This is a genomic window from Arthrobacter sp. R1-13, from assembly GCF_054161475.1.
The window spans coordinates 2,641,731-2,668,283 of record NZ_CP096420.1; the positions used below are offsets into that span (position 1 = coordinate 2,641,731).

Annotated in this window: 24 protein-coding genes and 2 tRNA genes; 6 read left to right on the forward strand and 20 right to left on the reverse strand. The window is 63.2% G+C overall.

Annotated features, from left to right (window positions below):
• Nucleotides 1-27: 27 nt before the first annotated feature.
• From M1D88_RS12140 to M1D88_RS12160, 5 genes are all read left to right on the forward strand, one after another.
• On the forward strand, nucleotides 28-1,662 hold the full coding sequence (locus tag M1D88_RS12140; protein WP_458111107.1) for a fucose isomerase: 1,635 nt from the start codon (nucleotides 28-30) through the stop codon (nucleotides 1,660-1,662).
• Nucleotides 1,663-1,672: 10 nt separating this feature from the next.
• Nucleotides 1,673-3,238 carry an FGGY-family carbohydrate kinase gene (locus M1D88_RS12145; RefSeq protein WP_458111108.1) on the forward strand — a complete coding sequence of 522 codons (1,566 nt, stop codon included), beginning with the start codon at nucleotides 1,673-1,675 and terminating at the stop codon, nucleotides 3,236-3,238.
• 19 nt (nucleotides 3,239-3,257) lie between these two features.
• Nucleotides 3,258-4,232 (forward strand): ribokinase, encoded by a 975-nt coding sequence (locus M1D88_RS12150; RefSeq protein WP_458111109.1) that lies wholly within the window; start codon nucleotides 3,258-3,260, stop codon nucleotides 4,230-4,232.
• A gap of 87 nt (nucleotides 4,233-4,319) precedes the next feature.
• Nucleotides 4,320-5,237 (forward strand): LysR family transcriptional regulator, encoded by a 918-nt coding sequence (locus M1D88_RS12155; RefSeq protein ID WP_458111110.1) that lies wholly within the window; start codon nucleotides 4,320-4,322, stop codon nucleotides 5,235-5,237.
• A gap of 46 nt (nucleotides 5,238-5,283) precedes the next feature.
• Nucleotides 5,284-5,790, forward strand: a complete 507-nt coding sequence (locus tag M1D88_RS12160) for a DUF2004 domain-containing protein (protein ID WP_458111111.1) — start codon at nucleotides 5,284-5,286, stop codon at nucleotides 5,788-5,790.
• Nucleotides 5,791-5,868: 78 nt separating this feature from the next.
• Here M1D88_RS12160 and metE read toward each other — a convergent pair whose 3' ends face one another.
• The 8 genes from metE to M1D88_RS12200 all read right to left on the reverse strand — a co-directional run bounded on the left by metE (nucleotide 5,869) and on the right by M1D88_RS12200 (nucleotide 14,803).
• Nucleotides 5,869-8,211 carry a 5-methyltetrahydropteroyltriglutamate--homocysteine S-methyltransferase gene (metE, locus tag M1D88_RS12165; RefSeq protein WP_458111112.1) on the reverse strand — a complete coding sequence of 781 codons (2,343 nt, stop codon included), beginning with the start codon at nucleotides 8,209-8,211 and terminating at the stop codon, nucleotides 5,869-5,871.
• A 107-nt stretch (nucleotides 8,212-8,318) separates the two neighbouring features.
• Nucleotides 8,319-9,287 carry a methylenetetrahydrofolate reductase gene (locus tag M1D88_RS12170; protein ID WP_458111113.1) on the reverse strand — a complete coding sequence of 323 codons (969 nt, stop codon included), beginning with the start codon at nucleotides 9,285-9,287 and terminating at the stop codon, nucleotides 8,319-8,321.
• Nucleotides 9,288-9,708: 421 nt separating this feature from the next.
• Nucleotides 9,709-10,449, reverse strand: a complete 741-nt coding sequence (locus tag M1D88_RS12175; protein WP_458111114.1) for a hypothetical protein — start codon at nucleotides 10,447-10,449, stop codon at nucleotides 9,709-9,711.
• On the reverse strand, nucleotides 10,439-11,470 hold the full coding sequence (locus M1D88_RS12180; protein WP_458111115.1) for a vWA domain-containing protein: 1,032 nt from the start codon (nucleotides 11,468-11,470) through the stop codon (nucleotides 10,439-10,441). The genes M1D88_RS12175 and M1D88_RS12180 overlap by 11 nt, the downstream gene beginning before the upstream one ends.
• A complete protein-coding gene (locus M1D88_RS12185) occupies nucleotides 11,467-12,468 on the reverse strand; it encodes a vWA domain-containing protein (RefSeq protein WP_458111116.1) in 1,002 nt (333 codons plus the stop codon). Before M1D88_RS12185 ends, M1D88_RS12180 begins: the two co-directional genes overlap by 4 nt.
• The gene (locus M1D88_RS12190) at nucleotides 12,459-12,923 is read right to left on the reverse strand and encodes a hypothetical protein (RefSeq protein WP_458111117.1); all 465 of its coding nucleotides are present in this window, start codon (nucleotides 12,921-12,923) and stop codon (nucleotides 12,459-12,461) included. The genes M1D88_RS12185 and M1D88_RS12190 overlap by 10 nt, the downstream gene beginning before the upstream one ends.
• Entirely contained in the window at nucleotides 12,913-13,752 is an 840-nt protein-coding gene (locus tag M1D88_RS12195; protein WP_458114512.1) for a DUF58 domain-containing protein, read from the reverse strand. Before M1D88_RS12195 ends, M1D88_RS12190 begins: the two co-directional genes overlap by 11 nt.
• Before the next feature lie 43 nt (nucleotides 13,753-13,795).
• Nucleotides 13,796-14,803, reverse strand: a complete 1,008-nt coding sequence (locus tag M1D88_RS12200; RefSeq protein ID WP_458111118.1) for an AAA family ATPase — start codon at nucleotides 14,801-14,803, stop codon at nucleotides 13,796-13,798.
• A gap of 162 nt (nucleotides 14,804-14,965) precedes the next feature.
• On the opposite strand from M1D88_RS12200, the gene M1D88_RS12205 reads away from it, so the two are divergent.
• Nucleotides 14,966-15,169 carry a hypothetical protein gene (locus tag M1D88_RS12205; protein WP_247045837.1) on the forward strand — a complete coding sequence of 68 codons (204 nt, stop codon included), beginning with the start codon at nucleotides 14,966-14,968 and terminating at the stop codon, nucleotides 15,167-15,169.
• Between the two features lie 46 nt (nucleotides 15,170-15,215).
• Here M1D88_RS12205 and M1D88_RS12210 read toward each other — a convergent pair whose 3' ends face one another.
• From M1D88_RS12210 to obgE, 12 genes are all read right to left on the reverse strand, one after another.
• The gene (locus tag M1D88_RS12210; protein ID WP_458111119.1) at nucleotides 15,216-16,472 is read right to left on the reverse strand and encodes an ROK family transcriptional regulator; all 1,257 of its coding nucleotides are present in this window, start codon (nucleotides 16,470-16,472) and stop codon (nucleotides 15,216-15,218) included.
• Between the two features lie 135 nt (nucleotides 16,473-16,607).
• Entirely contained in the window at nucleotides 16,608-17,795 is a 1,188-nt protein-coding gene (locus M1D88_RS12215) for a class I SAM-dependent methyltransferase (RefSeq protein WP_458111120.1), read from the reverse strand.
• A complete protein-coding gene (locus M1D88_RS12220) occupies nucleotides 17,779-18,909 on the reverse strand; it encodes an NAD(P)-binding domain-containing protein (protein ID WP_458111121.1) in 1,131 nt (376 codons plus the stop codon). Before M1D88_RS12220 ends, M1D88_RS12215 begins: the two co-directional genes overlap by 17 nt.
• A gap of 228 nt (nucleotides 18,910-19,137) precedes the next feature.
• Nucleotides 19,138-19,210 (reverse strand) — tRNA-Ala (locus tag M1D88_RS12225).
• Between the two features lie 188 nt (nucleotides 19,211-19,398).
• Nucleotides 19,399-19,471 (reverse strand) — tRNA-Ala (locus M1D88_RS12230).
• Nucleotides 19,472-19,618: 147 nt separating this feature from the next.
• Nucleotides 19,619-20,020, reverse strand: a complete 402-nt coding sequence (gene rsfS, locus M1D88_RS12235) for a ribosome silencing factor (protein WP_458111122.1) — start codon at nucleotides 20,018-20,020, stop codon at nucleotides 19,619-19,621.
• A 30-nt stretch (nucleotides 20,021-20,050) separates the two neighbouring features.
• On the reverse strand, nucleotides 20,051-21,346 hold the full coding sequence (locus M1D88_RS12240) for a hypothetical protein (RefSeq protein WP_458111123.1): 1,296 nt from the start codon (nucleotides 21,344-21,346) through the stop codon (nucleotides 20,051-20,053).
• An 11-nt stretch (nucleotides 21,347-21,357) separates the two neighbouring features.
• Complete coding sequence (nadD, locus tag M1D88_RS12245; protein WP_458114513.1) at nucleotides 21,358-21,972, reverse strand: nicotinate-nucleotide adenylyltransferase; 615 nt, start codon at nucleotides 21,970-21,972, stop codon at nucleotides 21,358-21,360.
• 55 nt (nucleotides 21,973-22,027) lie between these two features.
• Nucleotides 22,028-22,273 carry a hypothetical protein gene (locus M1D88_RS12250; RefSeq protein WP_458111124.1) on the reverse strand — a complete coding sequence of 82 codons (246 nt, stop codon included), beginning with the start codon at nucleotides 22,271-22,273 and terminating at the stop codon, nucleotides 22,028-22,030.
• 80 nt (nucleotides 22,274-22,353) lie between these two features.
• The gene (locus M1D88_RS12255) at nucleotides 22,354-23,709 is read right to left on the reverse strand and encodes a glutamate-5-semialdehyde dehydrogenase (RefSeq protein ID WP_458111125.1); all 1,356 of its coding nucleotides are present in this window, start codon (nucleotides 23,707-23,709) and stop codon (nucleotides 22,354-22,356) included.
• A gap of 26 nt (nucleotides 23,710-23,735) precedes the next feature.
• Nucleotides 23,736-24,887, reverse strand: a complete 1,152-nt coding sequence (gene proB, locus M1D88_RS12260) for a glutamate 5-kinase (RefSeq protein WP_458111126.1) — start codon at nucleotides 24,885-24,887, stop codon at nucleotides 23,736-23,738.
• Nucleotides 24,877-26,466: a GTPase ObgE gene (gene obgE, locus M1D88_RS12265; protein WP_458111127.1), complete on the reverse strand. Its 1,590-nt coding sequence runs from the start codon at nucleotides 26,464-26,466 to the stop codon at nucleotides 24,877-24,879. The genes proB and obgE overlap by 11 nt, the downstream gene beginning before the upstream one ends.
• Nucleotides 26,467-26,553: the final 87 nt, after the last annotated feature.

The following is a 26,553-nucleotide window of genomic DNA, read 5'->3' on the forward strand; positions in this document are numbered from 1 at the left end:
AACCGTTCCAAACCCGAGGAGATTTACGTGACCACCTACGCATTCCCCGAGCAGCTCCAGTTGCCGGCCCTTCAGGAAAAGACCGTCTACACCGTCGCAAGCGGGGACCTCCGCCTCAGCGCCAACACGGCTGGCTGGCCCACCCAGCAGAAGCTGGAAGCGGACTTCTCCGCCGCCGTCGAACGCTTCGGTTTCCAGGTCCACCGGGCACACGAAGTGGATCCGGAGACCGGCCACGGTTTCATCGACAGCCAGCGCGCCGGGCTGGAGGTTTTCCGGAACGTTCCCGCCACGGCTCCCCTGGTGGTGGTTGATGCCGTGTGGCAGTACAGCCATCATGTGTTGGCCGGGCTGCGCTCACACCAGGGACCCATTCTGATCGTGGCCAACTGGGCCGGCGATTTCCCGGGCCTGGTCGGCCTGCTGAACCTGACCGCTTCGCTGACCAAGGCAGGGGTGGCGTACTCCTCGCTGTGGAGCAAAGACTTCACTGACGAGTGGGCAACGGAAAAAGTGGGGGAATGGCTTGAAACGGGCACTATCCGGCACGACGTCAGCCATGTTCGCGACCTGGGAGGACTCCCGGACACTGACGAGGCACGATTGGGCCAGGCCCTGGCACAGCAGCTGCGGCAGGAAAAGGCCATCATCGGCGTGTTCGATGAAGGCTGCATGGGCATGTACAACGCAATCATCGACGACGAGCTGCTGAACCCGCTGGGTATCTACAAGGAGCGCCTTTCGCAGTCGGGGCTGGTGGCCGAAATGCGGAAGGTTGCCGATGATGAGGCGCAGAAAATCCGTACCTGGCTGGACGATGCGGGGTTCACTTTCCACTTCGGCACTGACGACGCCGCTGAACTCACGGAAGCCCAGGTACATGAACAGCTGAAGATGTACATCGCTGCAATGAGGATTGCGGACGACTTCGGAGTTGACGCGATCGGCATCCAGTACCAGCAGGGCCTCAAGGACATGACCCCGGCCTCGGACCTGGTGGAAGGGCTGCTCAACAACGTCTCCCGCCCGCCCGTGCTATCCCGGGACGGATCCCGGGAACTGTACGAAGGAGCGGCGCTGCCACACTTCAACGAAGTGGACGAAGGTGTGGCTGTAGATGCGCTGGTCACCAACCGCATCTGGACGGCCATGGGCCTGGATCCTGCCACCACCCTTCATGACATCCGCTGGGGTGAGGAATACGATGGCGAATTCGTGTGGGTCTTCGAGATCTCCGGTTCGGTTCCTGCCTCGCACAATGGCGGCTACGACAAATCCCACGGCCTCAGGCAGCCCGCTATGTTCTTCCCCAAGGGCGGCTCCACACTGTCAGGGACATCGAAAGCCGGCGAAATTGTCTGGTCCCGGGTTTTCATCATGGACGGTGCACTCCATGTGGACCTTGGCCGGGGCCACGCGATTGAGCTGCCTGACGAAGAAACCCAACGTCGGCTCAATGCGACAAACAAGGAATGGCCCATCATGCACGCCGTGCTCCATGGCGTGTCTCGCGACCAGCTCATGGCGCGGCACAAGGCCAACCATGTGCAGGTCGTTTATGCGCCCGACGCGGAGACTGCAGACAAGGCCCTGGTGGCCAAAGCCGCCCTCTTCCAGGAACTGGGCGTCCAGGTGCACCTTTGCGGCGACGTAAACCTTTAGGGGATCCGTCATGGCGGACGTAGTACTCGGCGTCGATATCGGCACCTCCAGCAGCAAGGGCGTGCTGGTTGACCTGGCCGGCAATGTGCTGCGCAGCGAGACCCTGGAGCACCGGGTCGACCGGCCGCAGCCAGGCTGGGTCGAAATGGACGCAGGCGTGTGGTGGGAGGAGTTCGTGACGATCGCCCGCAGCGTCGTCACGCCCGAGGATTCTGTTATCGCCGTAGGCGTCAGCGGGATGGGGCCGTGTGTCCTTTTGGCCGACGCCGGCGGCACTCCCCTGCGTCCTGCGATTCTGTACGGGGTGGACACACGGGCCACCGTCCAGATCGCGGAGCTGACGGAACGCCTCGGCGGCGCGGACAAGATCCTGGACAGGTGCGGCTCCGTGCTGTCTACGCAGGCCGTGGGTCCGAAAATCGCCTGGATAGAAGAACACGAGCCGGAGGTTGCCCGGGAAGCACGGATGCTGTTCATGCCGGCTTCCTGGCTGGCGTATCAGCTAACAGGCGAATACGTACTTGATCATCACTCGGCCAGCCAATGCACGCCCCTCTACGATGCCGGAGCCCTCGACTGGTACCAGCCCTGGGTCAAGGAGATTGCACCGCGCCTTGCCCTGCCGCCGCTGCGCTGGCCCTCGGAAACGGCCGGACAACTCACAGCGGAGGGGGCTGCACAGACCGGGCTGCCCCAGGGAATTCCGGTGATAACAGGGACCATCGATGCCTGGACGGAATCGGTCAGTGTGGGAGCGCAGGAACCGGGTGACCTCATGCTGATGTACGGCACCACCATGTTCCTCGTCCACACCACGGCCAAACGCATCGCCGTGCCGGAACTGTGGGGAACCGTGGGCGCCTATGAGGGGACGCGTTCCCTTGCGGGCGGGATGGCGACGTCGGGAGCGATCACCAGCTGGCTAAAAGAACTCTTCGGTGCGGTGGATTACCCGCAGCTGCTTGCTGAAGCAGAAGAGTCCGGGCCTGGTGCCAAAGGCCTGCTCATGCTGCCCTACTTCGCCGGCGAGCGGACGCCCATCGCCGACCCTGAAGCGCGCGGGATTATGGCTGGATTGACCCTCACCCATGGCCGCGGCGATCTTTACCGGGCAGCGTTGGAGGCTACAGCCATGGGCGTACGCCACAACATCGACAGAATGGAGGAGGCCGGGGCCTCCATTGATCGACTGATAGCCGTTGGCGGCGGCACGCAAGGCGGGCTGTGGACCCAGATTGTCTCCGACGTCACCGGACGCGAGCAAATTGTTCCGGCCAAAACCATCGGCGCGAGTTACGGTGCAGCTTTCCTCGCAGCCCAGGCCGTCACAGGGCGGTCTTCCACGGGCACCGCCGGTGAGGCCGGTACAGCCGCTTCGATCGCTGAATGGAACCCCGCGTCCCATGTTGTATACCCGCAGCCTGCGCTCAGGCAGAACTATAACGAGCTCTATGGCCTGTACCGTGAACTGTATCCGGCAACCCGTGAGCTTCAGCACCGCCTGGCGGAGCGCCAGCAGCGCCTGTCCAGCAATCGCGAAGCCCACCATGCAGCACCGCCAGCAACGCAACATTAAGGGAAAAGAAGCCATGACAATGTCAAAGGGAACCGTTGCCGTTGTCGGCTCCATCAATACCGACCTTCTGCTGATGGTGGATCGCCTTCCTGCAGCGGGCGAAACCGTCTTGGGCACTGGCGGGACACTTTCGCCGGGCGGGAAAGGCGCCAACCAGGCGGTCGCTGCTGCCCGCCAAGGAGCCACGGTGCTGATGGTGGGCGCGGTGGGCAGTGATGCCAACGCCTCCGAAGCAACGAGGCTGCTCCAGGACAGCGGAGTGAGCCTTGAGCTGGTAGCTGCAGTTGAAGGCCCCACCGGGTTGGCGGTGGTGAGCGTGGACAGCAACGCAGAGAACAGCATCGTGGTGATTCCCGGGGCTAACAATCACGTGGATGCCACGGTGGTATCGGCTGCGCTTCCTCGCCTGCGCTCGTGTGATGTATTAGTGCTCCAAGGCGAACTGCCTCTGGCCACGACGGATTTCACGGTCCGGGAATTGCGGGACTCGGAAGTCCTGATTGTTTTGAATCTTGCTCCGGTGATCCCCCTTTCAGCCGAAAGCATCCGCTCGGCTGACGTGCTGATCGTTAACGAACATGAGGCCATCGAAGCCCTGCGGCTGCTCACCAGGGAGGCAAAAGTCCAAACGTGGCCTGAGATGCACGACGCCGATTTCATGCACGATGCCGACGCCGTGCGGAGCGGGTTGGCCCTGGCGGACTCGCTGGTTTCCGCAGGCGTTCAATCCGTCGTCGTCACGCTGGGCGCCCGCGGGGCAGTCGTCGGCGAGACACGGGGCTCCGTCCACGTTCCGCCGGTAGCCGTTGATGCGGTAGACACGACCGGCGCGGGCGATGCTTTTGTGGGCGCCGTTGCTGCCGGACTGGCTGAAGGCCTGACACTGCACGCAGCTGCGGAATTGGCCGTTGCTGTCGCGGCAGAATCCGTGGTCTCCTACGGCGCCCAGCAGTCGTACCCCTGGCGGTCGGGAAGTTCACCGGCTCTGAGCTAACGCGCCGCGTCTTTGAACTAGGATGATCGGACGGCGCGTTGCATCAGCATGTCTGGTGCAAGTAGGTAGCCAAGGAAAGGACTTCTGATGGTCAACCCCGTCCACCTCCGCACCCTGGTCGAAGTGGTTCGGCTGGGATCTTTTGCGGCGGCCGCCACCCGCCTGGGCTACACGGCGTCCGCCGTCTCCCAGCAAATGTCTGCCCTGGAGCGCGACACCGGGGTGGACCTGTTCCATCGTTCAGCCAAGAGCATCCTGCCCACCGAGGCTGCAGTGGTGATGACCCGGCATGCTTCCAAAGTGCTGACTGACATTGAGGCTCTCATGGCAGCAGCCACCAGGACGCACGATGTCACGAGCCAGGAACTGAGGCTTGGCATCTTCCCCAGCCTGGCCACCTACGTTCTCCCCAAGATCCTGCAGAAGCCGGCCTGGAAAGATCTCGGCATAGACCTGCGCGTCTCGGTGGCAGAACCGTCACAGACGATCCAGGGCCTGCGGACCGGCGGCGAGCTGGACCTGGCCCTCGTCTATCAGGTGGGTCAGTCCGGGCTGGCCTGGCCCCACACTTTGAACCGCCAATGGATCGGTGACGACAACTTCAGGGTGGTGCTCCCTGCCGCCTGGGGAATCCGCACGGACGCGAAAATGGCCGCTGACCACCTGTCCGAGATGCCTTGGATCGTGCACCATCCGGGAACCAGTGACGCAACGGTTATCGAGCGGCTGTTCGCCGGCTGCAACCTGCATCCGCGAGTAGTGGCGTACAGCGACGATTTCCATGCGAGCCTGGAGATGGCCGCTGCGGGACTCGGCGCCGCCCTTGTTCCGGAGCTCGCCCTTCTGCGCCAGCCACCGGGCGTCGTCGTGCTCGACGTCCCTGAAATCCGACTTGCCCGGAACGTCTTTGCCCTGTTGTTCAACGAAAAGAAGACCGCCCGCGTCCAGCTCTTCGTGGATCTTCTGGCCGAAACACTCAGCAGTCTGGGCGCGAAGGGGAAATAATCCCGGATGCTGGAAATACGGTGCTTTTGGGGGCTATGTTGAACTCATGAACAAGGTAGCGAGCCAGCACTTTGGTGAGATTGAACTGAATCACGGCCGGGATCACAATATCGCGGCCAGACACGAGCTGGCGGGTCAGACCCTTGAGCTGGACCTGAACATCAACGCACATGACCATTTCGACGAAGCTGCCATGCACAAGGTGGACTACCGGCTGCGCTTCCTTCCCGAGCTCGTAGACGAGGTGCGGGACATGATCGCCATCGAACTTGAGCAAGAAGGAACCAGCCCCCAGGAATACCTCCGCTTCCACAGCAACGCACTCAAAGAGGAGCACCTCCAGAAGGTGTTCGGCGTCTCGGATAAGAGCGAGCTCACTAACGCCGTTTTCCTCAAGGCGCTGAAACTGGGCCACGTAGGGATCTATCCTGGGCAACCTGAGCGGTATTTCGTCCTCGATTTCACCCTCGGCCAGCACTTCACGGATGAAGTCCTGGTTGCCTCGGCGGATGAAGACGGCGTAGTGGACGACGAAATCGTCTGGGAGTCCTGACCTCAACCAGTCACGTTAAGTACGACGCCGGCCGGTCACCTTGTGAGGTGACCGGCCGGCGTCGTACTTAGTCAATTACTACTTGGCGGTTTCCAGCAACTCGGCGCGAACCGTCTTGGTGGCCTCAACCAGGTTGCGCAGGGACTCTTCAGTTTCGGCGTAGCCACGTGTCTTCAGGCCACAGTCCGGGTTGACCCAGAGCTGGCGGGACGGGACGTGCCTGACGGCGGTGCTCAGCAGTTCGGTGACTTCCTGCTTGCCCGGAACGCGGGGCGAGTGGATGTCGTAAACGCCCGGGCCAACACCGCGGCCGAAGCCATGGGACTCGAGGTCGTGGACGACCTCCATACGGGAGCGGGCAGCCTCGATGGAGGTGACGTCCGCGTCCAGCCCGTCTATGGCGTCGATGATGGCGCCGAACTCCGAGTAGCACAGGTGGGTGTGGATCTGTGTTGCATCCGCAGCTCCGGCTGTGGACAGGCGGAACGAGTTCACGGACCAGTCAAGGTAAGCGGCCTGGTCTGCCTTCCGAAGCGGCAGGAGCTCGCGCAGTGCGGGCTCGTCCACCTGGATGACCTTGATGCCTGCGGCTTCGAGGTCGGCGATCTCGTCGCGGAGTGCCAGGCCAACCTGGTTGGCGGTCTCGCCCAAGGGCTGGTCATCGCGGACGAAGGACCAGGCCAGGATGGTGACCGGACCGGTGAGCATGCCCTTCATCGGCTTGCTGGTCAATGACTGGGCGTACTTGGCCCATTCCACCGTGATGGGGGCGCTGCGGGTGACGTCCCCCCACAGGATGGACGGACGCGTGCAGCGTGAGCCGTAGGACTGGACCCAGCCGTGGACGGTTACGTCGAAGCCTTCGAGGTTCTCGGCGAAGTACTGGACCATGTCGTTGCGCTCGGGCTCGCCGTGCACCAGGACGTCGTAGCCGAGCTCTTCCTGGAGCTCCACAACGCGCTTGATCTCGTCCTTCATGAGCGTCTCGTACTGCTCGTTGGTGAGGTCACCCTTGTTGTTGCGGGCACGGGCGGAACGGATTTCGGACGTCTGCGGGAACGAACCGATGGTGGTGGTGGGCAGCGGCGGCAGGTGCAGGGCCTCTTCCTGGGCTGCTTCCCTGACCGAGTACTCGGAGCGGTTGAAGTCAGCGGCAGTCAGGGCCGCGGTGCGGGCACGGACGTCGGCGCGGCGGACGCCTTCGGCCTCCGCGCGGGAAGCAATGATGCGGGTGGCTTCGTCGATGGCGGGCTGAACAGCAGCGGCGTCGGTCAGCAGGCCGGCGAGGGTAACAACTTCCACTGCCTTCTGGTCGGCGAAGGCCAACCAGCTGCGGAGCTGTTCGGGCAGCTGGGTCTCTTCCTCGACGTCGTGCGGGACGTGCTGGGTGGAGGTGGAGGTGCTGATAGCCAGCTTGGCCACGGACTTCTTCAGCTCAGCGATCTTGTCTGCGGAGGCCTGGAGGTCGTTGCGCCAGATGTTGTGGCCGTCAACCACGCCGGCAACGAGGGTCTTGCTGCCCAGGGCGGCGAGCTCTTCGGCGGAGGGAACAGCGCCCTTGAAGGCGTCAATGTGCAGGGCGTCGATGCCGGTGGCGGCAAGCGTTGCGAACTGGCCGTTGAGGGCACCGTACGGGGTGGACACGAACAGCTGTGGGCGGTTGACCGCGGCGGAAAGGACCTCGTAGGAGCGGGCGACGGCGGCCTGGATCTCCTCGGCCGGGCTGTCCTGATCCACCACCAGGGCGGGCTCGTCGAGCTGGACCCAGCTGGCGCCGGCAGCAGCCAGCTTCTCCAGCAGAGCGGTGTAGACCGGCAGGACATCCTCGAGGCGTGACAGCGGGCTGAAGCCGGCCGGCGCGTCGTCGGAAGCCTTGCTGAGCAGCAGGAACGTCACCGGACCCACAATGTACGGGCGGGTTTCAACACCGTTGGCCAGGGCGTACTCGAACTCTTCAACGATGCGGTTGGAGGTTAGGGCGAAGTTGGTCTCCCGGCCGATTTCCGGCACAAGGTAGTGGTAGTTGGTGTCGAACCACTTGGTCATTTCCAGCGGCTGCTGTTCCTTGTTGCCACGGGCAAGGGTGAAGTAACCATCGATGTCCAGCTGGCCGTCGGCGTTGAGGAGCTGACCGAAACGTGCCGGCACCGCGCCAAGGTGGGCAGCGGCGTCGAGCACCTGGTCGTAGAAGGAGAAAGTGCCCGGAACGGCAGCCGCCTCGGTGAGCCCCAGGCCCTGGAGGCGCTTGGCCGTCCCGAGCTGGATTTCCTTGGCTGTGGCATCCAGGGCAGCGGCGTCGATCTTGCCGGCCCAGTAGGCTTCAACGGCCTTCTTCAGCTCACGGCGGCGGCCGATGCGAGGGTAGCCCAGGATCGAGGCGGACGGGAAGGCTGTGGCTGCGGTGGCAGTCTGTTCAGTCATGTGATGATTCCTTGAAGTTTGTTGGTGAAATTCTTGGAGGGTATGAAGAAGCGGACGGGTGTTCACCCGTCAGGAGACGGTGTTCATCCGCACGTGCCAGCGGGTATTCAGCTGGCGAGAACCTGCCGGCGGGCGATGGCACTGAGCCGGCTGGCCGGACGGGCCGGGCGGGGCAAGGCCAGCTTGTCCAGGACATCGAGGGCACACGCATGCTCATTGAAGGTGTAGAGGTGGATGCCAGGGGCACCGGCGTCCAGGGCAGCATTGGCGAGGTCTACTGTGGCGGCCACACCAATCCTTCGGCGCTCGATGTCGCTGTCCGCGGACGCGAGCCGTTCCATCAGCCGTGGATCCGGTGCGACACCTGCAAGCTCACCGAGCCGCGTGACCCGGCGGAGGCTCGTCAGCGGCATAACGCCGGGGATGATGGGGATGGTGACGCCGGCGCGGCGTGCCCTTGTCATCAGGTCCGCGTACTGCTCGGAGTGGAAGAACACCTGGGTAATAGCGAAATCGGCCCCTGAGCGCTGCTTGGCAAGCAGCACCTCGACGTCATGGGCCTCGTTCGGCGATTCAGGGTGCCTTGTGGGGTAAGCAGCGACGCCGACAGCCACCTTGCCTGCACAGAGCAGGGCAGAACGGCGCTGCTCCACGCGGCGGATCAGTTCGATGAGGTCCTGGGCGTAACGGAGGGAACCGCTGGCCGGCGCTGCGCCGTCCTTGGGCTCGTCTCCCCGCAGGGCCAAGATGCCGCGGACGCCGACGTCGAGCAGTTCACCGATGATCCCGGCAAGTTCCTCGGGCGTATTGCCCACGCAAGTCAGGTGCGCCAACGGGCGGAGCGTGGTTTCGAGGATGAGCCGGTTGATCAGTTCGACGGCGGTGTCCCGGTTGGAGCCGCTTGCCCCGTAGGTCACGGAGACGTAGTCGGGGTCCGTGGACTCCAGTTCTCCAATGGTGGTCCAGAGCGACTCGGCGGCAGCGGGCGACCGGGGAGGGAAGAGCTCGTAGGAGAGCGCCACCGGAGCGGTTTCCGAAAGATTTGAATGTGCCTCTATAAGGCTTGGTGGTGACATTTGCGTCCTTGGCTTTGACATTGGTGATACGTTCGTCCGGTCCTGTGGCTGGAAAGCCCGATACCAGTACGGCAGTGCCGTCAATGAATGGAGTTTGGGGAACACGAAAAGACTTCCGCAGGACGCAGCCGCGACTGTTACGCCTGGAAGGAAGTTCTCCGTGAGCAAATGTCAGGCCCACATGGGGGCACCCACACCCTCCTCACACGCCGCATTTGCGACGGGCACTGCGGAGGATCGCTGACACGTTACCTCGGTAACTTGTATAGAACTCTATGGGCCCCGCAGGACGGCTTCAAGTTGACCTCCGAATTAAGACGCAGTTTTACGGTCCATTGGCGCGGCAAGCAGAAGAATCTTCGACCGAATCAGGCTGATTGGTTATGGTGACCTTTTTCCGCCAGCGCTGCAGGGCCACAGGTCACCACGGCCGGTCGGTGCCGGCGCCGTCGCTGTCGAGGTACTCGTCCCTTTGCCGGCCGGTATTGCGTTCCTGCTGGGCTGTCTTTCCCCTTTGCTCGAGCTTCTGGAGCTGACTCTGCCTGGCCCCATCGGAAGGCTCTGGCTGGGCGTCGTCCCCGTCGCCTTGCTCCGGTTGCTGCTGGGAACCCTGCCCGGATTTCTCTTTCAGGCGTGCGCCGGCACGATTGAGCTTCTCACCTTCGCTGCCCTGCGCGCTCGAGGATTCTGGAAAACATTCCGGTGGTGCTTCTTTGATCACTGCGAGCCCTTCTGCATAGAGCCGCGCAGCTTCAATGCTGTCCCCGGCCTCCAGCGCAGTGTCTCCGAGCGCTTCGATGGCCAGCACAAGGTTCACGCGGATCCGGCACGCGTCCGACGCCGGAGCTGCTGCCAGTGCCTCCGAGAACTTTCCACGCGCACCTGCATAGTCCTGTTCCAATACCAAAGCGTCCCCGGCGGCAAAGAGTGCCTTGTGCGGCTCGAAAATGTTGGCGATGGCCAACCCTGACGCAGCTGAAGCCACGGCCGCAGAATCGCCCCGGTCAAAACCTTCCGCCGCGGCGTTCCCAAGTGCTCCGAGGCTGAAGATTTTGGCTGTGACAAGCATCACCAGAAGGACTGGGACCGCAGACCACAACAGCAGCTTGCGCCGCCGCCTGAGCTGTTTTGTCCCGTCGGCGCCGTAATTCCTATCCCTCACGGAGCGGCCTCAACATCCTCAATTGCCCTATGACCAGAATGCCCTCGCGCAGGGCGAGGAGAAGAGCTGCGAGCGCCGGGATCCAGTACAGCTCGGTCCGGCCGTCGAGGACCTGTTCGGTACGGTCCAGGTTGCCGGGACTGGCATCCTGAAGCATCGGGGCAGCGGAAGCTCCAGCCGTGCGGTGCACATAGGGGACCCCGAGCTGGTCCGCAATTTTCCGTAGCTGGTCCTCATCAATTTTGGAGATGGCATCACGGGATTCGCCGCCGGTCCTGTCCTTGATGTAGCCCGCTTCGGAGTCGTCCGCTGCGCCGGTGTTTTCCCTCATTTTTCCGCCTTCCGGCGTGCCGTATCCCAGTACCGCCCCGCCGTCCACAAGGCTGGTCTCCACTCCCAGCGGTGTGGGCCGCTCGGCACTGGTCTGTTCGCCGTCGCCCAGGTAGTAGACAATCCGGGGCCTTTCGGGATGGCTTTCCCTGGCCGCCTGGAGTCTTGCCTGCAGCGCCTTCCCCGCCATGGTGACGCTGCTTCCGGTGGAGTAATTTGTGACCTGGGGACCCAATATGGAAATGACCGTTTCCAGTGCCGAAGAATCGACCGTCAGCGGCATCCGTACTGCGGCCGACGAGTCGAAGGTGATGACCGAATAGCGTGCCCCGCTGAGCTCCCGGGCGATGGACAGGATGTCCGCCTTCACTCCCTGCAGCCGCGGCTCCGAACTTCCGAAATCCTCCGCGACCATGCTGCTGGTGGTGTCCACGACAAAGAAGACGTTCAGGTTGGAGGCGGCAGCAGTCAGGTGGCCGCCTGGCAGTCCCGGGCGAAGGGCTGCAAGGATCAGCAGGATCACAAGGCCACCACGGAACAACCCGTCCCTCGCATCTGCCCTGCGGGTTGCTGCCTGGCCGGGGCTTCCCCTGCCGACCCTCCCTCTCTGAAGCATCCGGAAAACGAGCACCATGGAGGCCAGGAAGACCAAGCCCAGCATCCACCAGGGAACAATCGGACTGAACGTCATGGCTTCAGCCGCCATGAGGCCCCTGCGAGCACCAATCCGGACACCAGCGCAACAGCCAGCGGAACCTCTGCCCGGTCTGCAATCACTGCCCGCGGCGACCCCTGGAACCTGGAAGCCTCGGTGGCCTGCACCTGCTGGATAATGCCTGCCACGGCTTGGGGATCGTCCAGAACGAAATAGCCGCCGTTGCTTTTCTCGGCGACAGACCGCAGCTGGGCTCCCGGCTGCCCGGGATCGCTGCCAAAATCGTAGTCGCCGGGATTCACCGCATAGATTCGCACGCCGTTTTCCTGGGCGAACGCGCCCGCTTCGGCGAGGGTGAAGATCGGGTTTCCCGACAGATAGTTGTCGGTTGCCAGAATGATGGACCGGGACCGCTGTTGCGCAGCCCCCTGTTGACCGTCAGCCTCGGGGAAGCTCCGCACGCAGGACGCCAGGCCGTCTCCGATGAGCGATGACCCCTCACCGCCCCATGTTCCGTCGAGGAAGCCGGTGGCCTCTGATTCCCCATCAAACGCCCGTCGGGCTTCCTTGAGCTGAGCGGCGACGTATTCGTAGTCATCCGTTAGCGGGAAGACCTGGACGGCGGTGCTGTCGAAGATGGTCAGCCCTATCCGCTCGCCGTCGAACTCCTGAGCGAGGCGGCCGAAGGTCTCTACCACTGCCGAGTCGGCACTGCTCATCGAACCCGAAGCATCGAGGCAGAGCACGATATCCCGGTTCTGCTGTTCGGGCCGGACGGTGCTGCGCTCGGCCGGCCTCGCCGCTGCGACAGCACATGCGGTGATCAGCATCCCTGCCGCCACCGCCATCACCGTGAGCCAGCGCCGATACCGCCGGAGCGCCGACTGGTATTCGGGCAGGGCGGTGAGCCGATCGCCATAGGCCACCGGCCGCCGTCGGGCGTTCCCTTGCTTCGATCGCGTTAGTTCCCACCAGACTGCGGCTCCAGCCATCACCAGTGCCGCGGGGAGAACCCACCAGAAAGTCAGCTCCATGATCGGACCACCTCGCGGGCAGTCTCCGCGGCAGCCGCCGGCGATTCCTGTGGATCCGCTGCGAACTCGCCAGGGTAGAGCCGGGCGATGGCTGTGGCCAGATGGGGCGGGCCCTTCTCCTGCAACTCGGCAAGGGTCATCCGGGGAGCAGCGACGCCTGAAGCGCTTTGCACAAATATCCGGACCAGGAGACTGAGTTCCTGATGGGCCTGCCGTGCCGGCAACCGGCCCGTATGGGCGTCACCGGCCACCTTGTTGATGCGTTCCAGAAAGTCCTTCTGTAATGCGGTCAGGTCCGACGCCGGCAGGAGATGCTCCGTTTGAACCTGCGGACGCCTGGTACTCAGGAACACAAACAGGAACCACCCTGTTACCAGGGCCACCAGGCCGACCCCGAACCACAGCAGCCAGGGACTGTAAAGCAGCGGCCCGTAGAAGTCCGCCTTACCGTCCATGGCGGTGCCGTTCCAGCAGGGAGAAAATCGCAGGAACAACCTCGTGGCTGCTTCCGGCGGTCACTTCAGCTATCCCCAGCCGCCGGAACATTCCGACCCGTGCGGCTGTCCGCTCGGCACAGGCAAGCCCGTAGGCGCGGCTGACTTCTTCTGATCCCGCCAGATGGCTCAGGAGGACGCGCGAATCCGCGACGTCATACTGCTCCCCCGGCGCGCCCAGGTCAGCGTCACGTATGGTCAGCCACAGGATCTCGTGCTGCGCCCGGAGCCGTCGGAGCAGCCTCTCCATTCCTGGATCCGCGAGCAACTCGTCGGCCACGACGAACAGCAACATCCGCTGCCGATAGTTCCGCGCCACTTGTTCCAGCTGAACGCGCAGATCACTCGGAGGAACGGTCAGCCCCGCGCTGGCATGCACGTCGCGAAGAAGCCGTTCAAGATGGGCTTCTCCACCTTTTGCAGGCAGCGAGCGTGATCCGGCCGAGTCCCCTGCCACGAGCCCGACGACGTCGCGGTGGCGGAGGGCAAGGTATCCCAGGACCCCGAGGGCCATTGCCGCGATGTCCTTCTTGTCCTCACCGTCAGCCGCCGTGGCTGCCATGTTGCGGCCGGTATCAGTCACCAGCAGCAGTGTCTGGCGCCGGACAGCAACGTAGCGCCGGATCAGCGGTGAGCCGTGGCGGGCCGTGGCTTTCCAGTCGATGTCGCGGACTTCATCACCGGGAACGTAGGCCCGCAGGTCCTCGAAGTCGAGGCTGCGGCCCTTGAAGACAGAACCGTACTCGCCGTCGAGCATTCCACGGGCTTTACGGTGGGCGAAGATGGACATCTTCGACTTCACCCGCTGCACAAGGCTGGTGGTCACGGCGGACTCAGGGTGTCTGGACGGAAGCGACAACGGCGTCGATCACAGTTTCCACCCGGACCTGCTCGGCAACAGCTTCAAAGCCCAGGATCAACCGGTGCCTGAACACACGGTGTGCCAGGGACTTTACGTCCTCAGGGATCACGTGGTCGCGGCCGTTCAGCAAAGCAACCGCCCGCGCTGCCTGACTGAACGCGATGCTGGCACGGGGGCTGGCGCCGAACTCGATGAAGCCGGCAAGCCTGGCATCGATGTACTGGGCGGCGTTCCGTGTGACGTAGACCAGTCCCACAATGTAGCGGACGATCGCGGGATCGATGTATACGCGGCGGACCAGCTCCTGGACCTCTGAAATGGCGCCCAGGGATGCGGCTGCGGCAGGCTTCTGTTCATCAGTGAAGATCCCGGCATCGACCCGGCGGATAATTTCAGCCTCTTCGGCGGGCGTTGGATAGTCCAGTACGTCCTTGAGCATGAACCGGTCCATTTGGGCTTCGGGGAGAACGTAGGTCCCCTCCTGCTCAATCGGGTTCTGCGTGGCCAGCACGAGGAACGGCGAGGGCAAACGATGGACCGTTCCCCCGATGGTGGTCTGCCGTTCCTGCATGGCTTCCAGCATGGCGCTCTGGGTTTTGGCGCTCGACCGGTTAATTTCATCCAGGAGCACGATGTTGGCATGCACCGGCCCCAGCTGGGTGATGAACGTTCCCTTGGCGGCGTCGTAGATCTGGGTGCCGGTGATGTCGCTGGGCAGCAGGTCCGGCGTGCACTGGATGCGGCGGAAGTCAGCGCTCACGGCGTCGGCAACGGTCTGGGCGGCAGTTGTTTTGGCCAGCCCGGGCACACTCTCAAGAAGAATGTGCCCGCCGGTCATCAGGCCGATGAGGAGCGATTCCCGCAGCCTGGCCTGTCCCACTACTTTCGCTTCAAAACTGCGGGAAATGTCCCCCATGATCTGCTTGGCCCGGGAGAGTTCAGCGGGTTCGATCCTGACGGGCGCCGTGGTCTGAAGCACTGAAGTCCCCCTGAAAGCTGCTGGTAGCCGAGGGGAGGTGCCTCCCGGCGGCGCGACGGCGGCATCAAGCGCCGCCACCGGCCATCCTATCCAAACGGGACCAGCAATTTTGGGCAATGGGGACCTCTCCCCATGCGCGGGCCACAGGTCTATCCTGATGGCATGATTCAGCTTCCAGCCAGCTACCAGCAGTATCTCGCCGCGCAGGACCAGCACGTTGTGGACACGATCCGCCCCATCCTGATGCAGTCAGCAGCCGACCAGAAGTATGGCGTCCGGGTGGTCTACAACGCCGGGGCCACCGGCCACCAGGCCCATCTCGATGAGACGGTGCCTTATGGAACGATTGTGGAGGATATCGACTAGAACGGGTTAGCCCTGGAGAGCCCGCGTGTTAGGCCCTCGCGCCGTGTCAGCCCTCGAGCAACAATCGCTGTGAACGCGGTGCAAGGGTGTGCTCGAGGACCAGGCACGCGGCTCCCACCGCGCCTACATCCTCACCGACGCCGGTGCCCACTACCTCGATGCTGTGGATCTGCCGCGCAGCGCTGTTGCTTTGAAGCAGTTCCGGGATCCGGTTGAGATAGCGCTCTGACAGGAGGTTCCAGAAGGGGCCGCCGAACACAACACGTTCAACGTCCAGGGTGTTGGTGATGACCGCCACAGCCCGCGAGACCAGGACTGCCGACCGGTCAATGATCTCCGCCGCGGCACTGTTTCCTGCCTCAGCTGCCTCGAACAGTTTGGCAAAGCTGTTCTGAATTGCGGACGCCGCGCCGGAATTCCCGGCGTCGTGCTCCAGCACCCCAGCCTCCACTGCCTGCGCGACAAGCACTTGAGGGATGCAGGAAGACTTGACGCAGCCGCGGAGGCCGCAATCACAGGGCGGGCCGTCAGGATCGACAACGATGTGGCCGATTTCTCCCGCGTTTCCTGACGTTCCTCTTACCAACTCGTCATTGAGCACAATTCCGCAGCCGATGCCCGTGCCCATATACATAAAGACGAAACTCCCCGAGCCGCTGGGACCACCCGCCCAGGTCTCCGCCACAGCAGCGCTCGTAACGTCCTTATCCACCAGGGTGGACAGCCCCGTGGCCTCGGCAAGAGCATCACGTAGGGGCACCCGGTCCCAGCCGGCCAGCAGCGGAGGGGCCACAACGGTGCCGTGCTCCAGGTCTATAGGCCCGGGCGCAGCGACGCCAAGTCCGGCAATCTTTGAGGCATCCACTCCTGATTCGTCCACGAGTTTCCTAATTTCGCCTGCGATCGTCGCAATCACAGCAGCGGGGTCGGATCCTCCAGGCGTGTTGATCTTGGAATGTTTCACCACAGCACCGACAAGGTCCAGGACCACGAAGGTGGTTACCGCGGGGTCAAGGTGAACGCCCACCGCGTACATTCCCGAAGGATTAAGCTGCAGGATGGTCCTTGGTTTCCCAGGCCCATTACCCTCTTTACCGGCCTCGATGATCAGATGCTGATCCAGCAGGCGACGCGAAATGTTGGAGATGGTCTGCGGGGAAAGTCCGACAATCTGGGCAAGTTCCACCCGGCTCAGTCCGGCTGTTGACCGGCGAATGGCGTCCAGGATGACTGTGAGATTAAAGTCGCCCATCCGGGGCAGATTGGTTCCGCGCCTTGGGGACGGCTGGCGGATCTCAGTCAAGGATTCCCCTACACTTTCTCGGCAAATTTATTAGTGATGTCTGCATCGTACGTTACTCCCGGGGGTCCCGGCACGACCCCCCGCGCGCACTTGACCATGCAGTCTGGCACAGGCCGAAAAGTCGGTTGTCCGGTTTCAGGTTCCTCTCCGCGAAATGCTCCTGGCGACAGTGAATTTTGGGTTCCTTCCCTGCACTGTTGTTCGCCCCACCAGCCGTTCCAAAGCGGGTAAGTACGGCAGGTGGCTGTTGAAGACGGTCCACAGTTCGCCGCCGGGTTCCAGTACCCTTGCCGCGGCCTCAAACAGCTTGATGCCGGCGCCTGCATGCACGCTTGCTCCCAGGTGGAACGGCGGGTTGAGCAGGATGAGTCCGGCGCTGGCCTCAGGCAGTGATTCCATGGCGTCATCCTGCAGCACTCTAATGCGACCCGACAGTCCGTTTGCCTGAGCGGTGCAAGTGGCCGAAGCGACTGCCGCAGCGGAACGATCGGTCGCAGTGACCTGGGCATCGGGATGGCTTCGGGCGTACATGGCCGCCAAAATTCCCGTTCCGCAGCCCAGGTCCACTGCATGGGAAGCAGAGGCCATTTTGGGAAGGAACGTCAGAAGGAACCTTGTTCCGATGTCCAGTTTGGTGCCGGAGAACACGGCGCCGTGGGCGCAGACAGTAATGCCGAGCTCGGTGTTCTCCTCAACAACCGGATATGGCAGGGGTGCGGTCCGGAGCTTGGGAGTACGCGCCACCAGCACGCGGGATTTCTGCCGTGCCAGCTGCGGCTCCACATCTTCGAAACAGCGGGCAAGAACCTCGTTCATACTCAGGCTCATGTGTTTGATCCGGCCGCCGGCCAGGAGAACCACGTCCGGTTCGGCATAGCGCGCCACGGCATCGGCAGCTTCTTCGAGTTCGGCCAGGGTCCTGGGGAGCTGCATCAGGACAAGGCGCGCTCCCGAGAGAAGGGACGGGCCCAACGGCAATTGCTCAAATCCGCCGATGCCAAGGCTGGCAGCGTTGTTTCGCAGGGCTTTCTCCCCCGTGACCAGGTCCTGGTGGACACGAATTGTGCCAAGCATGGTGGCTTCCGGGGAACCTGGCGCGGCAAGGGGCTGCGCCAGTGAATGAGTTCGTGCCAGCGAAAGAGTGAGCGCCCCGTAGCGGTCGCCGATCACCGTTACGTTTCCGTCCTCCGGCAGGAAACCGGCTGCCGTGTCGAGCAGTAGGCTGTCCGTGGCATCCCACGCCTGCAGGTTGGCGGCCTCCACGTCGGGGAACCTGCGGAGGCGGTTCAGCAGGGGAACGCCGCTCTCAGTTGTGTGGTTCATGTTGCCCTTCAAGAAAACGCAGAATCGCTGCAACAGCAGCCCTGCCTGCGCGGTTGGCCCCAATGGTGGACGACGACGGGCCATAGCCCACCAGGTGAACCCTGGGCTCTGCAGCCACCTGCGTTCCATCCATGGCGATTCCGCCGCCAGGGCCTCGAAGATGCAGCGGGGCCAGGTGCTCCAGTTCTGCCCTGAACCCCGTGGCCCATAAAATGACGTCGGCGGCGAGGAAACCGCCGTCAGCCAGTCGGACTCCGCCAGGTTCAATGGCAGTAAACATCTGCTTGCGGTTGAGAGCACCACGCTTCTCAGCGGCCCTGAGCGTCGGAGTCCACAGAAGGCCGGTTACCGCCACGACGCTTTGCGGCGGCAAGCCCAGCCTGACCCGCTCTTCCACAAGCGCGACGGCGTCGTGGCCTGCCTTCTGGTCGAAGTCGTCGTCCCGCCAGACTGGCTCCCTGCGGGTGAACCAGCTGGTGCTGGTGACTTTGGAAATCTCGTCCAGAAGCCCTACGGCCGAGATTCCGCCGCCCACCACCAGAACGTGCTGCCCGCGGAATTCCTCTGCGGAGACGTAGTCAGCCACGTGCAGTTGCCTGCCACGGAAGGTGAACTGGCCCGGATACACCGGCCAGAAGGGCCGGCTCCACGTTCCCGTCGCATTGATGACAGTGCGTGCGTTCCACAATCCTGCGGATGTTTCGATCCGGAGGCGCCCGGACGGGTCAGCGTCCTGCCGGGACACGGTTCGCACTTTGACAGGACGCTGAATCGCCAGGCCCAGTTGGTGCTCGTAGTCGCTGAAGTAGCGGGTGAGGAACTCGGAGCTTGGTTCTGACGGGTCCACTTCCGGTTTCGGGATGCCAGGAAGGTCACTGATCCCGTTGACGGTAGCCATGCGGAGGCTCTTCCAACGGTGTCGCCATGCTCCCCCGGGTCCTTCTTCGGCGTCGAGCACTGCGTAAGTCCAAGGTGCAGTTGGCGCGCTGCTGGCCGGAGCGACACCAGTCGCCGGAACGACGCTGGCGGCCGGAACAACACCGCGGCGGGCCAAATGGTAGGCAGCGGACAGGCCCGCCTGGCCGGCGCCGATAACAAGGACGTCGGCCTCCACATCCGGCTGGGTTGCGGTCAGACCTCTTTCACCACGCCCGATTTGAGCTGCATCGGACCCACGCCGTCGACTTTGGGCGTTCAGGGCAAGGGGGCAATGCTTCATTCACCTTGCCATCGTAGTCCAGTGCCTCAATGACGGCATGCCGGTTGCGGATCCAGGACGGGGCTAATGAGACAAAGAAAAAACGCCAGAACCAAGGACAACCATGGTTCCAGCGGTGATGGGTGGAGCTGAGGGGACTCGAACCCCTGACCCCCTGCATGCCATGCAGGTGCGCTACCAGCTGCGCCACAGCCCCTCATTGCCGACCCGTGAAGATTTATCCTTCGCGGAAGCAACTCGATCAGCTTAATGCACAAACTGGCGGGATGCGAATCCGACAGGAACCTCCACGACGGGACGCGCAGATCGAAATCACCGGCCCCCGGAACAAAAACCGGGAAACAAAAAATCCGCCGGAACCTTGCGGTTCCGGCGGACATCCGGTGGAGCTGAGGGGACTCGAACCCCTGACCCCCTGCATGCCATGCAGGTGCGCTACCAGCTGCGCCACAGCCCCGAATTTTCGTTGCCCCTGCATGAATTCGACCGGCGAATCGGTCTCATTCAGCTGATTTCCTGTCCGGATTTCTCCGGAGCAACTCAAATATCTTAGATCAGCCTTTCCGAAAATTCCAAATCGGGCATATTCGTCTTTTCCGAGCGGTTACTCCGTATCGGAGGAGACAACAGCTTTGGCTGACGCGTCATCTCCCAGCTGCAGATCCACCACAGGGCAGTCCTTCCACAGGCGCTCCAGGGCGTAGAAGACCCGGTCTTCCTCGTGCTGGACGTGGATGACAATGTCGGAGTAATCCAGCAGCACCCAGCGGCCGCCGGACCTGCCTTCGCGGCGGACCGGGCGGAGCTCCTGCTTGGAGAGCTCCTCTTCGATGCCGTCAACGATGGCATTGACCTGACGCTCGCTCGGTGCCGACGCGATCAGGAACACGTCGGCGAGAGCCAGTCGCTCACTGACGTCGAGGGCAACGATGTCCTCGGCGATTTTCTCCGCCGCAGCCTTGGCTGCGAGGCGGGCTGTGGCGATGGATGATGCAGATGCAGTCACGGGGACTCCTTTTAGTGGGTTAAAGCCGGTTCAGCGGGTCAGGCCGCTGATAATCATGGTGACGCCGGCAATCAGGGCAACGATGCCAATGGCAAGTACAGCCAACTGAAGCAGGCGCAGGCGGTGGGCCCTTCCCAGGCCTGCTGTGACGGCATCCAGCGGTTCAAGGCCATACGCTGCATTTGCGCTGACACGCGGATGCTCGGTGAAATTATCTTCTGCCTCTGCGTCCCAGGTCTGTGTCTGTCTGCGCTGAACGCTGACCGGGGTTGTCTGGGGGGCTGCAGGGGCTGGTGGGGCGGCTGCCTGTGCCACGGCCTCAGCGCGAGCCAACACGCCGGAGCGCCCCGTGATGGGACCGCTGCTGTTCAGCCGGGGCGGGCCCGGTCTGCGTGGACCGGCCTGCCGTTCCGCCGGTACACGGGGCCCGGGGTGGGTTACCACCGGAACGTAGGACGTAGCCGGCTTCTTCATGACCGGGCGGTCGATGCCGGGAACCTGCACAAATTCGAGTGGCGTCACCATGGCAAGGTTGCTGGCAGCTGTTGGATCATGGCGTAGTTGTTGAGGGGCCGTCGCTTGTTCGGCAAGCTTCTGCTTCGCCATGGCGCGCTTATTGAGCACGGCGGCGCGCTCTGCAAGGGCAATCTGCTGGGCCAGGATCTCGGGGTCAACGGCCTCCGGATCGTTCGCCACGATGTGCTCCATTTTGGCCAACTGGTTCTTGGCCTGTTCAGCAATGAGCGTGCGCGTGGCCAAAGCCTGCTCGACAGTCATGCCGTTCGGAACATTCAAACCATCCAGGCCGCCGTCCTGACGTTCGGCAGGCAAACCAGCTGATTCCTGGCGCCGCGGCCTATGGCCCTCGGCCTGGGCATCCGTACTACCTCGCGGTGGGGAGATCACGGGATTCGCAGCCGTTGGAGGAGACGCCTCAGCCCTCAACTGCTGAAGCCTCAACTGACGCCGCGTGGGCGGCCCGCCGGCTGAAAGCTGCTCTTCCTTCTCGGCCAATTCCTTAATCGTCCGCAGGGCAGCACGGTCCCGGGCGCGGATCTGGGAAGAACGCTCGGCCGATGTCCTGACCGAATCCACCGGCTCAGGCGCAACCCGCCTCACGCGGGCGGTGCTCCCAGTGTCCAAGGGATCTGTGGCCGGGGTGTTCGTGGCCGGGCTCTCTTCGGGCTGGGGGGCCGCCGGCTGTTTCGAGACAAGAGGAACCTGACCGAGTGCCTGTGCTCCGGCGTCGCGGGTTTCTTCCAGACGCGCATCTCTTGCCTGACGTAGTTCACGACGGCTGCGGACGGGTGGCTGTTCCTGACTCATTCAAAACTCATTCAGTGCTTGCTGGTTTGTCTGGCGGTGGATTCTGCGCGGTGCTCGTTGCCGGGCTGCGTCCCGGCGTAGAGCCCGTATTTTGCAATGTATTGGACAACCCCATCGGGTACGAGGTACCAGACCGGCTCCCCTGCGGCGACCCTGGTGCGGCAGTCCGTTGAAGAAATAGCCATGGCAGGCACCTCAAGGAGACTGACGTCATCGCGCCCCATTCCATCCAACACATGACCTGGCCTGGTCACTCCCACAAAGTGTGCAAGCGACCAGAGTTCCTCGATGTTCTTCCATGAAAGGATCTGGGCCATGGCGTCCGCACCGGTGATGAAGAAGAGATCAGCATCGGGACGCTGGATGTGCAGGTCGCGGAGGGTGTCGATCGTGTAGGTCGGTCCCGGCCTGTCGACGTCGACACGGCTGACAGTGAAGCGGGGATTGGATGCCGTGGCAATGACCGTCATGAGGTAACGATGCTCCGGCTCACTGACTTTCTTAGTCATTTTCTGCCAAGGCTGCCCGGTGGGCACAAAAACAACTTCGTCCAAGCCAAACTGTGCGGCAACTTCGCTGGCCGCGACAAGGTGCCCGTGATGGATGGGATCAAAGGTGCCGCCCATCACGCCCAGACGCAGACGGCGCTTCGCGCCGGTCTGCTGCAGTTTGGCGGAAATGTTAGTGACCTTGGCCGTGATCGTGCTTGTTCGGGTGCTGGCGGTGGGGATCGGCATGTTCGTCAACAGCTTCGTGGCGCCTGCCGAGGTTCGTGTAGGAGAGGGTCACAAACATCAGCGCCAGGAGGATGGCAAACATCACCGCGCCGAATACCCAGGGCTCGGCCCACAATGGAGCGAGCTCCTCATGGCCGGCTTCGCCGCCGGCGGTGGCAGCGATGGACGTGGCGATCTGCTGAAGCAGCATTTTCTCCCCTACTGAGTACAAAGGATGACGACGGCGGGCGGTCCCGCCGTTCAGGACTTCTGTTCTATGTTACAGCTTTGCTAGCTGCGGATTTGGCCCTCGCCCTGAACGATCCACTTGGTGGTGGTCAGTTCAGGCAGCCCCATCGGTCCGCGCGCGTGCAGTTTTTGGGTGGAAATTCCCACCTCTGCCCCGAGACCAAACTCACCGCCGTCGGTGAAGCGCGTTGACGCGTTGACGATCACTGCGGCCGAATCCACCTCGGCGATAAACCGCTCCGCGTTAGCGAGGTTGTTCGTCAGAATGGCCTCGGTGTGGCCTGTTGACCACGTCCGGATGTGCTTCACCGCGTCATCCAGGGTGTCTACGATTGCCACTGCGAGGTCCAGGTCCATGTACTCGGTGGCCCAGTCCTCGTCGGTGGCAGGGACGGTGTCAACCGAGGCAGGCAAAGCTGCACGGGTCCTTTCATCGGTGTGAAGGGTGACACCTGCCTTGCGGAGCGCCGCTGCAACAGCGGGAAGGACAGTCGATCCGGAATGCACCAGGAGGGTCTCCACGGTGTTGCAGACGCTGGGGCGCTGCGTCTTGGCGTTGAGGAGGATCTCGGTTGCCATCTCTTCGTCGGCGGATTCGTCGATGAAGATGTGGACGTTTCCTTCGCCGGTCTCAATGACCGGAACTGAGGAGTTCGCCACGACCGTCTGGATGAGCTCCCGGCCGCCGCGGGGAATAAGCACGTCCACACGCCCACGCGCACGCATCAGTGCATTCGCGCCTTCACGCCCGAACTGGTCAACAGTCTGGACGGCGTCGGCCGGCAGGCCTACTGATTCGAGGGCGTCGCGCAGGATCTGCACCAAGGCGTCGTTGGTTGAGGCTGCTGCCGTTCCGCCACGAAGGATGACGGCGTTTCCACTCTTGAGGGCTAGGCCTGCGATATCAACGGTGACGTTGGGGCGGGCCTCGTAAATAGCGGCCACCACTCCCATGGGGACGTTAATCTGGCGCAGGCGCAAACCGTTGGGCAGTGTCTGCCCCCGCACCACGTTTCCCACGGGATCAGGCAGATTGGCGAGGCTTTCCAGGGCCGCGGCGAGGGCTTCAATGCGCTTCTCGTCCAGTGTCAGCCTGTCCAGCAGCGCAATTGAGGTGCCGTTGGCTTTTCCGGCGGCTACATCGTTTGCGTTAGCGGCCAGAATCCGGCCGCGGTGCTCGAGCAGGGCATCGCCGATGGCCCGGAGCGCCTTGTCTTTCCACGCACGATTGGCGCGCGCCATCCGCCGCGCGGCGTGGCGGGAGCGGTCTGCGATGGCGTGGACGGCGGCTTCTACTTCGGCAGGAGTCGACGGCGTAATTCCAGCGTCCGGAACCGGGGCAACCACAGGGGTTTCCTCGGAAATCGCAGGTGCAGTGGGAATCAGGGCCTCAGTCATGGTTCAAGTTTAGGCGAGCGGGCGGGCTAAACCAGCACCAGATCGTCAACGTGAACAACTTCACGGTCATAACCTCGCCCCAGGGCCTTGCCGAGTTCCTTCGTGGAGCGGCCCAACATCTGGGGAAGTTCGGAGGCAGAGTAGTTAACGAGTCCGCGCGCAATTACGGTGTTGTCGGCGGAAACCATTTCGACGGCGTCGCCCGCTTCAAAGTCGCCGTGCACGGCGGAAATGCCGGCAGGGAGCAGCGAAGTCCGGCGGTCCCGGACAGCCAGCACCGCGCCGTCGTCGAGAACCAGGCGCCCCTGCACTGAGGCGAGGTGGGCCAGCCAGAGGAGCCGAATGGGCTTCCGGGAGCCGTTGACGGAGAACCAGGTGCCAACATCCTCCCCAGCCAGCGCTGCGGCAGCGTTCCGGGTGGAGGTAACAAGCGCGTGGATCCCGGAGCCTGCGGCAATTGATGCCGCTTCCACCTTCGTGAGCATCCCCCCGGTTCCTACTCCTGCCTTGCCGGCGCTGCCGATAGAAACCCCGTCAAGGTCGTGCGGGCCGGCGACGTGCGGGATCCGCAGGGCACCGTGCGAAGGCGGCCCGTCGTAGAGGGAGTCAACGTCGGACAGCAATACCAGCACGTCGGCGCGCACGAGGTGGGCTACCAGGGCAGCGAGGCGGTCGTTGTCACCGAACCGGATCTCATGGGTGGCCACGGTGTCGTTTTCGTTGACCACCGGAACCACGCCGAGATTCAGGAGCCTGTCGAGGGCACGGAAGGCATTGGTGTGCTGGCTGCGGCGCATGAAGTCATCGGCGGTCAGGAGCACCTGGCTCACCGTTACCCCGTGGGCTCCGAAAGCTTGGGTGTAACGGGCCATCAGGAGCCCCTGGCCAACGCTAGCAGCAGCCTGCTGGGTGGCAAGATCCCTGGGCCGTTTCGCCAAGCCGAGGGGCGCCAGGCCCGCGGCGATGGCCCCTGAAGAGACCAGGATGATCTCAGTTCCGGCGTTCCGTTTGTGGGCCAGAGCATCAGCAAGGCCGGTCAGGGCTTCTTCGGAAATACCGCCTTTGATGCTGGTAAGGGAGGACGAACCCACCTTGACCACAATGCGGCGGGCACCCGAAAGGACGCTCCGGTCAGGAACCGTTGAGGTCCTGACCGGGCTCACCGCCTTAGTCGTCATCTTCTGCGCCCAGTCCACTCTCCTTGAGCGGGCGTGCGACACGGCGGCCGCTCACGGATTCGGTCCAGATACCAGCCTTGCGTTCTGCTTCCAGTTCGGCGCGGGCGGCGGCCTTGGCGTCCTTACGTTCCTGTTGCTCATCGCGCTTCTGGCCACGCGTGGGGCGGTCGCCAATGTCGGCAAAGCGGACATCGGTGCCGCGCGGTGATGCCAGCAACTCTGCACCCGCCATCATGGTGGGCTCCCAATCGAAGACCACGCCGTCATCTTCGCCGATCACCACGGTGTCACCGGGCTTAGCGCCCTGTTTGAACAGTTCGTTTTCCACGCCAAGCTTGGCCAGGCGGTCGGCGAGGTAGCCGATGGCTTCCTCGTTGGTGAAGTCCGTCTGCTTAACCCAGCGCACCGGCTTGTCGCCAAGCACGCGGAAAAGCGGTTCCAGGTTCTTCTCTTCCCGGCGGATCTTGAATCCTGCTTCATTGACGGCGCGGGGACGCAGCACGGGCGCGTGAACCTTCGGCGGGGTGGCGGCGATGGCGTCACGGGCTGCCTTGACGATTTCAGCCATGGCAAACCCCAGCTGGCGGAGTCCCTCGTGGCTTGTCGCGGAAATCTCGAACACACGGTATCCACGCGATTCCAGCTCGGGGCGCACAAATTCGGCCATGTCCTTGCCGTCCGGGAGGTCCACCTTGTTCAGCGCAACCAGGCGCGGACGGTGGTTCAGCGGAACAACCTCGCCGTCGGTTCCCGCGTAGCTCATGTCGACGGCGTACTTCTCAAGTTCAGCTTCAATGATGGCGAGGTCTGACAACGGATCGCGATCCGATTCCAGAGTGCCGCAATCGAGGACGTGAACCAGGGCCGCGCAGCGTTCGACATGCCTGAGGAAGTTATGGCCCAGGCCCTTACCTTCGCTGGCGCCTTCGATGAGGCCGGGAACATCGGCGATGGTGAAACGGACGTCGCCGGCCTGGACCACGCCCAGGTTGGGGATGAGAGTGGTGAAGGGGTAATCGGCGATCTTGGGCCGGGCCGCAGACATGGCCGCGATCAGGCTGGACTTGCCCGCCGATGGGAAGCCGACAAGTGCGATGTCCGCGATGGACTTGAGTTCCAGGACGATATCGCTGGACTCGCCTTCGATGCCGAGGAGGGCGAAGCCCGGCGCACGGCGCTTTTGGGAGGAGAGCGAAGCATTTCCCAGGCCACCGATTCCGCCGGCTGCCGCAATGTACTCTGCACCTTCTCCTACGAGGTCAGCGAGGACTTTGCCGTCCTTGGATTTGACCACGGTGCCATCCGGAACGGGAAGGATCAGAGTTTCGCCGTTCTTCCCGCCGCGCCAGTCGCCCATGCCAGGACCGCCATTGGTCGCGTGGCGGTGGGGTGCGTGGTGGTAGTCCAGCAGGGTGGTGGTCTGGTGGTCAACGCGCAGGATGACATCGCCGCCATTGCCGCCGTTGCCTCCGTCGGGACCGCCGAGGGGCTTGAACTTTTCACGGTGAACGGAAACACAGCCATGGCCGCCGGTACCGCCGGATACGTGCAGTACTACCCGGTCTACAAAGCTCGCCACGTGGATCTCCTCAGTGCTGATTTCCGGACGTCCGAAAGATGCCCAAGATGATTGTAATGCGGTTAAAACACCGGTGGAGCGGACCAT